Consider the following 6,277-nt stretch of genomic DNA (forward strand, 5'->3'; position numbering starts at 1 on the left):
GGAGCACCTCAAAAACACCATCATACACTAAATCAGTAAGTTGGCACCATTACCCGGCATCTAAGAGGCTATCCTGATGTTGTCTAGGCATACAGGTGGCCTCGTGGGTGTACTGACCCCAAAAAGTTGGACAGATTAACCGAGGCATCAGAGAAAGAGTCCATTGAATACATGGGCTCTTTTTTGTTTCCAGCTAACGCTAAATAGAGTATTCCGTACTCGAATTATCCATCCCGCCGTTTCTTTCCTTTCGCCTTACAGTCTCATCAATAACTGTTCGTCATCTTCTTTCGTGAAGCGTTTCTACTGAATTAACATTAGACGGACCATCCGATTCTCGCTCCCGGCGCTTTGAGCGTAATAGTCTTCGCGTTCTATTGAGGGAGTTTAAGAAATAATGTCCGTTGCTGAGTTTGTGATGGTTTGAAACCATGGTGAATGTAGAAATTTTTAGCTTCTTCGGTGAGTGCATGAACCATGATTGCACGTACACCAATATTCTCGGCAACCCGATAGCAACGAAGCACTGCATCATGAAGTAAATCAGCGCCAAGCCCTTTTCCGCGGAAAGAGAGATCGACAGCAAGACGGGCAAGTATAATAACAGGGATGGGATCGGGCATGTTACGCCGAAGATTGCCTGTCGCTTCTGTATGGTTGACGCTCCCGGTGGCCAGAGAGTAAAAACCGGCTACTTGTTTCGTGTCTTTTTTACACACTACAAACGTTCTGGCCGATCCGAGAGCTTGGTTTTTGAGGCCTTTCTGCTTTAACCAGTCATCCAGAACAGTTTCACCGCAAACGAATTCCGCCACCTGATGAAAGCTGGATAAAGGTTCTGGTACTGTTACACGTCCCACTGAGGTTTCCTTGCCAGCAGTTTATCTATGGCAGGATCATCTGCAACAGGGGCATCAAGCATGTCGATGAATTCGGCATATTGTTCATCGTTAAAATTAAAGACCCGGCGATCGAGGATCACGTTCTCAGCGGCCTGACAGGCCATTTCCAGGATGAAGTCTGTTCGTGATTTGTGAAGAATTTCCGCAGCAGCATCAATGAGCGCCCGCTGTGATTCCTTTGCTCTAAGATTAAGTTGAACATCTGATTTCATGAGACACCTCTGTATAGCATTTGCTTTACAAAGATAGCATAATATTCATGTATAGCAAACGTTATACAATTATTTATCTTCTTTGGTATGCGAAGTTCTGAAGTTCACTTTGCGCTAAAAGCAGCGTTAGACAAAGGAAAGAGCTTAATCCATCCAACACATTAGTCCTACAAACATGATGGCTCGCAACGATTACTTAGCCGCTCTCAACAACTCCCCAACCAGACAGATTGAAGGTTGAAAGAAAAAAAACATTTCCATTATTCTAGAAATATAGAATCATTGATTGTGAGAACGAGTATGGAACTTATCAGTGCGTCGACGGTGCTGAAAGAACTTGGGCATGCTACAAGGCTAGGGATTTACAAAAAATTGGTCAAAGCAGGGCCTCAGGGCCTGCCCGTGGGCGATCTACAGAAGCAACTTGAGATCCCAGCATCGACACTGAGTCATCATATTTCATCCCTGATATCAGTATCGCTGGTTCGTCAGGAACGTCAGGGAAGAACTCTGTATTGCCATGCCTGCTATGAAAAACTTAGTGCGCTGATTGCCTTTCTGACGGAAGAATGTTGCACAGGCGCAGATGGACTGCACAATACCAATAACGACGTCGGAGAATAATATGCCCACTGAACTTAAGAATGTTGATGCAGGCCTGTTCGATACCTCCATCACAGAGGCAAAATTCCACGTACCTGCAATTCCCCACCCTCCCCGTATCCTGATGCTGTATGGCTCTGTACGTGAACGCTCATACAGTCGACTGGCAACAGAGGAAGCAGCAAGGTTGCTGACTGCCATGGGCGCAGAGGTGCGGATCTTCAATCCATCTGGCTTGCCTCTTCCTGACGATGCACCTGAAACGCATCCTAAAGTTATGGAACTGCGCGAGCTGGTTCGTTGGTCCGAAGGGATGGTTTGGTGTTCACCTGAACGCCATGGTGCGATGACCGGCATCATGAAGGCCCAGATTGACTGGATACCACTTTCGGAAGGCGCTGTTCGCCCTTCTCAGGGTAAGACGCTGGCCGTTATGCAGGTCTGCGGTGGCTCTCAGTCTTTCAATGCCGTAAACCAGATGCGTATTCTTGGCCGATGGATGCGGATGATCACCATCCCGAATCAGTCCTCTGTGGCAAAAGCCTGGCAGGAGTTTGATGAAGATGAACGAATGAAACCGTCGTCTTATTACGACCGCATCGTAGATGTAATGGAAGAACTGGTGAAATTTACTCTGCTGACCCGAGGTAACTCAGCCTATCTCGTTAATCGCGACAGCGAACGAAAAGAGTCGGCAGAAGAACTTTCCCGGCGAGTTAATCAGAGCAAAATTTGAGGGCTGGTATGAGTGATGTAACGGCATTCAACAACTGCATGAGCGTGTTCTGGCGGCAACATGAAGCCGAACTCGCTCGATTTCTGACATCGAAGACAGGCGATAGCGAAAAAGCAGCAGATCTTCTGCAAGAGCTATTCCTGCGTGCCCGCGCTCATTCAGACAGTTTTTGTGAGATGGAGAATCCACGAGCCTGGCTGTACCGGGCTGCGAGGAACCTGCTGATTGATGAGTACCGCACCACCAGGGATTTCGTTGAGCTGGAAGAAGATGCCCCATTAACTGACGCATCCCCTGAGGCAATCTCAACGCTGGGTATTTGCCTGCCTGAAACATTACAGGCATTACCTGAGGATGAGCGGTGGTTGATTGAAGAATCCGACCTTAACCGGCGTCCCCAGCAGTCTCTGGCCGATGAACTGGGAATCACGCTTACGGCGTTTAAATCTCGACTACTTCGGGCCAGAAAGCACCTGAAAGAAGCGATGACAGAACTTTGCCAAATTGAGGCGGATGACACTTCTTCCGTCTGCTGCCACAAAAAAATGAATTAATCGCGCATCTTTTTCCCACCATCTTCGTTTACCTCAGTGTAAAGCCAATCGACTAAACACTGAGGTAAACAGTCCATGTCAAATATTGAGATCTTTGAAGCAGCAGGCTGCTGCGCAACCAGTAGCGTTGTGGTCAGCGACGAAGCCATCAAATGGAACGCCAGCGCCGAATGGGCGAAAAAAAATGGCGTTGATATTCAGCGCTACAGCCTTGCAAAGAACCCGCAACAGTTCCTGAATACGCCTGTCATTAAAGAGTTTCTGAACACATCAGGGATGGAGTCCCTTCCTGTCACCTTGCTCGATGGGAAGCTAGTGATGGCAGGCAAACTGCCAACTCGTGAAGATATCGCCCGTTGGGCAGGTATTCCGCTTACTCAGGACTGGAGTGAAGGCAGCACGCAACCACGCTGCTGCAGCATTCCACGCATGCCTTAATTCCAGAGGAGCTATTACTGATGAATATTCCATTTTTAAAAGACATTCCCCCGTTCATCTTCTTCACTGGCAAAGGTGGTGTGGGTAAAACATCCCTGGCATGTGCTACTGCGGTATGGCTGGCCGATCAGGGTAAGAGAACGCTTCTGGTGAGTACCGATCCGGCTTCCAATGTCGGCCAGGTATTTAGCCAGACTATCGGCCACCGAATCACAGATATCAGTACCGTAGAAAATCTTGCCGCTATGGAAGTTGATCCGATGGCTGCAGCACAGGCTTATCGTGACCGCGTGCTCGACCCGGTTCGCGGGCTGATGCCAGCCGATGTGGTCAGCAGTATTGAAGAGCAGCTCTCCGGCTCATGCACCACAGAAATCGCTGCGTTTGATGAGTTTACTGGTCTGCTGACCAATCATGAGCTGCGGGAAAAATATGACCATATCGTATTTGATACCGCGCCAACCGGTCACACCATCCGCATGCTTGAATTGCCGGGAGCCTGGAGCGGTTATCTCGAAGCGAACCCTGATGCCGCTGCAAACCTTGGACCTCTGGTAGGGCTTGAGAAACAACAGCACCAGTACTCCGATGCGGTTAAAGCGCTGTCCGACGCAGCTCTCACACGCTTAGTGCTGGTTGCCCGAGCTCAGGCTTCAACGCTGAAAGAGGTTTCTCATACGCACGATGAGCTTTCTGCTATTGGTTTGCAGCATCAACACCTTGCCATCAATGGTGTGCTGCCGCCGTTTGCTGGTGAGGATGACCCACTGGCGCAAAGTATTCTGGTTCGGGAAGAAAAAGCATTACAGGCAATGCCTGATAATCTGGCTAATCTTCCCCGCTCGCAGCTGTATCTGAAGCCATTTAACCTGGTCGGCCTGGAAGCCCTGCGGGAGCTATTTACCCAGAGCAAAGCCGCACCGGCTCTCCCTGATACCACGTTGAATGTTCTGGATTTACCGAAACTGTCTTCACTGGTTGATGAACTGAGCCAAACTGGCAATGGGCTGGTCATGACGATGGGTAAAGGCGGTGTAGGTAAAACGACCATTGCAGCGTCAGTCGCGGTATCTCTGGCAAAACGTGGTCATAAGGTCCACCTGACTACATCCGATCCGGCAGCACATCTGTCTTACACACTGGATGGCTCGCTGCCCAATCTTCAGGTCAGCCGTATCGACCCGAAGGTAGAGACAGAACGTTATCGCCGCTTTGTCCTGGAAAATCAGGGCAAAGGATTAGATGCAGAAGGGCTGGCGGTGCTTGAGGAAGACCTCCGCTCACCATGCACTGAAGAGATCGCCGTCTTCCAGGCATTCTCTCGGATCATCAAAGAAGCAGACGACCATTTTGTCATTATGGATACAGCCCCAACAGGTCACACGCTTCTGCTACTGGATGCAACAGGAGCCTATCACCGGGAAATGGTGCGTCAGATGGGGCAAACACATGACCATGTGATGACACCAATGATGCAATTGCAGGACCCGGAGAAGACGAAGGTGATTATCGTGACGCTTGCCGAAACGACACCTGTACTGGAAGCAGCAAACCTGCAGCAAGATTTGCGTCGGGCTGAAATTGAGCCATGGGCATGGGTAATTAATAGCAGTCTGGCTGCTGCGAAACCGTCCTCACCGTTCCTCGTAACCCGAGCGAGTCGCGAACTGTCATTGATAAATGACGTTACAGAGCAACATGCAAAGCGTATTGCATTAACACCACTGCAGAACGAAGAACCAGTGGGTGCAGCTCTGCTGGCAAAAATGGCAGACTAATAGATGGGGCTGCGGCCCCATCTTCTGTAGCCAAACTTTTACTTATACAGGCTATAAGTTTAAGTATTTAACCTTCTGTCGCGAATTCCGGTAGCTTGTAAAGCATCATTACTGGAGTAACACGATGCACATTATTAATGCTGAAGAACAGCACATTACCGCGATACGCAATATCTATGCTCACCATGTTCTGCATGGTACAGGTAGCTTCGAAACCGAACCTCCGGATACGCAGGAAATGCTTAACCGACTGAGGAGCATTCAGTCTCGGGGATTTCCTTGGTATATCGCTCTGCATGGCGATACGGTCATCGGCTACTGTTATATTTCCCGTTACCGCGAACGCCATGCCTATCGGTTTACAGTTGAAAATTCGATATATATTGATCCGACTTATCAGCGCCAGGGCGTCGGAAAAGCACTGCTCAATCATGCATTAAAATGGGCCGAGTCCCAGGGATATCGTCAGATGATTGCTGTCGTAGGTGACAGCGCTAACGTCGCTTCTGTTGCGCTTCATATCCGCACAGGATTTACTGAAATAGGCACATTAAAAGACATTGGTTTCAAACATGGCCGCTGGCTTGACACGGTTTTGCTGCAAATGAAACTTGGTGAAGGGAATCGTACTCTGCCAGAAGATTCAGATCTTATGCTCTGAGGCAGGAATAAGGGGGCGTCTGCCCCCTTTATCTTTATTTCAATCGCTTACCTGTTTCATCAACGACTTTCTCGCCGTCTTCCTTAGCAAATGCGCCTTTTTGCGCATCCGGAAGAATATCCAGCACCACTTCGGAAGGGCGGCAAAGGCGCGTTCCCAGCGGTGTCACCACAATCGGACGGTTAATCAGGATCGGATACTGAAGCATAAAATCGATTAACTCACCGTCAGTAAACTTATCTTCAGCAAGCCCCAGTTCTTCATAAGGCTCGACGTTTTTGCGCAGCAAAGCCCGGACTGAAATGCCCATATCTGCAATGAGTTTGACCAGCTCATCGGTAAGCGTACAGCGAGAACCGTATTGACGGGGATGTGTTATTCAGTTGGCAGTGT

Annotated in this window: 9 protein-coding genes; 6 read left to right on the forward strand and 3 right to left on the reverse strand. The window is 49.1% G+C overall.

From position 1 onward, the window contains the following. Positions 1 to 374: 374 nt before the first annotated feature. The gene (locus HX884_RS24735) at positions 375 to 860 is read right to left on the reverse strand and encodes a GNAT family N-acetyltransferase (RefSeq protein WP_013087172.1); all 486 of its coding nucleotides are present in this window, start codon (positions 858 to 860) and stop codon (positions 375 to 377) included. Beyond that, positions 848 to 1,114 carry a DUF1778 domain-containing protein gene (locus tag HX884_RS24740; RefSeq protein WP_012540086.1) on the reverse strand — a complete coding sequence of 89 codons (267 nt, stop codon included), beginning with the start codon at positions 1,112 to 1,114 and terminating at the stop codon, positions 848 to 850. Before HX884_RS24740 ends, HX884_RS24735 begins: the two co-directional genes overlap by 13 nt. Positions 1,115 to 1,414: 300 nt before the next feature. On the opposite strand from HX884_RS24740, the gene HX884_RS24745 reads away from it, so the two are divergent. The 6 genes from HX884_RS24745 to HX884_RS24770 all read left to right on the forward strand — a co-directional run bounded on the left by HX884_RS24745 (position 1,415) and on the right by HX884_RS24770 (position 5,884). Continuing rightward, a complete protein-coding gene (locus HX884_RS24745) occupies positions 1,415 to 1,738 on the forward strand; it encodes a helix-turn-helix transcriptional regulator (protein ID WP_013087171.1) in 324 nt (107 codons plus the stop codon). Position 1,739: 1 nt separating this feature from the next. Continuing rightward, positions 1,740 to 2,453, forward strand: a complete 714-nt coding sequence (arsH, locus tag HX884_RS24750; RefSeq protein ID WP_178328938.1) for an arsenical resistance protein ArsH — start codon at positions 1,740 to 1,742, stop codon at positions 2,451 to 2,453. 8 nt (positions 2,454 to 2,461) lie between these two features. Continuing rightward, on the forward strand, positions 2,462 to 3,007 hold the full coding sequence (locus HX884_RS24755) for a sigma-70 family RNA polymerase sigma factor (protein WP_047365773.1): 546 nt from the start codon (positions 2,462 to 2,464) through the stop codon (positions 3,005 to 3,007). Positions 3,008 to 3,082: 75 nt separating this feature from the next. Then, on the forward strand, positions 3,083 to 3,445 hold the full coding sequence (locus tag HX884_RS24760) for an arsenic metallochaperone ArsD family protein (RefSeq protein WP_013087168.1): 363 nt from the start codon (positions 3,083 to 3,085) through the stop codon (positions 3,443 to 3,445). 20 nt (positions 3,446 to 3,465) lie between these two features. Further along, on the forward strand, positions 3,466 to 5,223 hold the full coding sequence (gene arsA, locus HX884_RS24765; protein WP_218620135.1) for an arsenical pump-driving ATPase: 1,758 nt from the start codon (positions 3,466 to 3,468) through the stop codon (positions 5,221 to 5,223). A 124-nt stretch (positions 5,224 to 5,347) separates the two neighbouring features. Next, positions 5,348 to 5,884 (forward strand): GNAT family N-acetyltransferase, encoded by a 537-nt coding sequence (locus HX884_RS24770; protein ID WP_178328939.1) that lies wholly within the window; start codon positions 5,348 to 5,350, stop codon positions 5,882 to 5,884. A 34-nt stretch (positions 5,885 to 5,918) separates the two neighbouring features. Here the strand turns inward: HX884_RS24770 and HX884_RS24775 are convergent, their stop codons facing one another. Beyond that, positions 5,919 to 6,263 (reverse strand): ArsC/Spx/MgsR family protein, encoded by a 345-nt coding sequence (locus tag HX884_RS24775; protein ID WP_309138902.1) that lies wholly within the window; start codon positions 6,261 to 6,263, stop codon positions 5,919 to 5,921. Positions 6,264 to 6,277 lie beyond the last annotated feature (14 nt).

It is taken from the genome of Enterobacter sp. SECR19-1250, assembly GCF_013391025.1.
GTDB classification, from domain to species: Bacteria; Pseudomonadota; Gammaproteobacteria; order Enterobacterales; family Enterobacteriaceae; genus Enterobacter; species Enterobacter cloacae.

Bases quoted from the DNA above. Each gene is read 5' to 3' on its own strand.
- HX884_RS24755 (WP_047365773.1), top strand. From the start codon at position 2,462: ATGAGTGATGTAACGGCATTCAACAACTGCATGAGCGTGTTCTGGCGG.
- arsA (WP_218620135.1), top strand. From the start codon at position 3,466: ATGAATATTCCATTTTTAAAAGACATTCCCCCGTTCATCTTCTTCACT.
- HX884_RS24760 (WP_013087168.1), top strand. From the start codon at position 3,083: ATGTCAAATATTGAGATCTTTGAAGCAGCAGGCTGCTGCGCAACCAGT.
- arsH (WP_178328938.1), top strand. From the start codon at position 1,740: ATGCCCACTGAACTTAAGAATGTTGATGCAGGCCTGTTCGATACCTCC.
- HX884_RS24745 (WP_013087171.1), top strand. From the start codon at position 1,415: ATGGAACTTATCAGTGCGTCGACGGTGCTGAAAGAACTTGGGCATGCT.
- HX884_RS24740 (WP_012540086.1), bottom strand. From the start codon at position 1,114: ATGAAATCAGATGTTCAACTTAATCTTAGAGCAAAGGAATCACAGCGG.
- HX884_RS24770 (WP_178328939.1), top strand. From the start codon at position 5,348: ATGCACATTATTAATGCTGAAGAACAGCACATTACCGCGATACGCAAT.